Origin of the sequence: Streptomyces sp. NPDC058691 (assembly GCF_042714775.1) — a bacterium.
Taxonomy (GTDB): Bacteria; Actinomycetota; Actinomycetes; order Streptomycetales; family Streptomycetaceae; genus Actinacidiphila.
The window spans coordinates 1-1,429 of sequence record NZ_JBHXSO010000140.1; the positions used below are offsets into that span (position 1 = coordinate 1).

Annotated in this window: 1 protein-coding gene; it reads left to right on the top strand. The window is 70.3% G+C overall.

Annotated elements, in window-relative coordinates; translation table 11 throughout:
- The coding region (locus ACFWVC_RS38610) for a condensation domain-containing protein (RefSeq protein ID WP_384299586.1) at window positions 1-1,429 on the top strand (1,429 nt) is incomplete at both ends.

The following is a 1,429-nucleotide window of genomic DNA, read 5'->3' on the forward strand; positions in this document are numbered from 1 at the left end:
AAACACTCCTGACCACCCACAACAACGTCGCACAAGCCGCAGTCATCGTCCGCGAAGACAACCCCGGCGACAAACGCCTCATCGCCTACGTGGTCCCGGCCCCGGATGCGGTGGCCGACGTGCAGGCACTGCGTGCCTATGTGGCCGAACGGCTGCCGGAGTACATGGTGCCGTCGGCGGTGGTAGTGCTGGAGACGCTGCCACTCACCCCCAACGGGAAGCTGGACCGCAGGGCTCTGCCTGCTCCGGACTACTCGACTGGCGTGGGCGCGGGGCGTGGGCCGGAGACGGTGCGCGAGGAGATCCTGTGCGCGGTCTTCGCCGAGGTCCTCGGCTTGGAGACGGTCGGCGTCGACGACAGCTTCTTCGACCTGGGCGGCCATTCGCTGCTGGCGGTCACGCTGGTGGAGCGACTGCGCGCGCGGGGTGTGTCGGTTGATGTGCGCACGCTGTTCGCCGCGGCGACGCCGGCCCGCCTGGCCGCCGCCGAAGGCCGCGACGAGGTCGTGGTGCCGCCCTCCCTGATCCCCCAGGACGCGGAGGCGATCCTGCCGGAGATGGTGCTGCTGGCCGGACTGTCCGAGCAGGAACTGGCCTTGGTGGCGGCAGGTGTTCCCGGTGGGGCGCCGAACGTGCAGGACGTCTACCCGCTCGCACCGCTCCAGGAAGGCATGTTCTTCCACCACCAGCTGGAAGCAGCTGACGGACAGGCGCCGTATCTACTGCGGCTGGTGCTGGGCTTCGACTCGCGGGCGCGACTGGACGCGTTCGTGGACGCCTGGCAGAAGGTCATCGACCGCCACGACATCATGCGCACCTCCATCGCGTGGGAGGACCTCGACCACCCGGTGCAGGTGGTCCACCGGCGGGCCGTGATGCCGGTCGCCGAGGCCGGCCTCGGCCCCGGGGTCACCGGTGAGGACGCGGTACAGGCGCTGCTGACAGTGTGTGAAGCGCCAATGGAACTGCGCCGCGCGCCGCTGATGGAGGCGTACGTGGCGGCGGACGGTGATGGCGGACGCTGGCTGCTGGGGCTGCGGATGCATCACATGACGCAGGACCACGCCGGGATGGATGTGGTGCTGGGTGAGGTGCGGGCGTTCCTGGAAGGGCGGGGGGAGCAGTTGCCGCACCCGCTGCCGTACCGGAACTTCGTCGGTCAGGCGCTGCTCGGTGTGTCGCGAGAGGAGCACACGGCCTACTTCGCGAAGGCGCTCGGTGAGGTGACCGAGCCGACCGCGCCGTTCGGTGTGCTGGACGTGCGCGGCGACGGCACCGACGTGACCGAAACACGCGTGGTGGTGGACTCCGGGCTGGCGGCGCGGGTGCGGGAACAGGCCCGCCGGCACGGCGTCAGCCCGGCCACCGTCTTCCACGTGGTCTGGTCACGGGTCCTGGCCGCCGTCTCAGGCCGCGACGACGTCGTCTT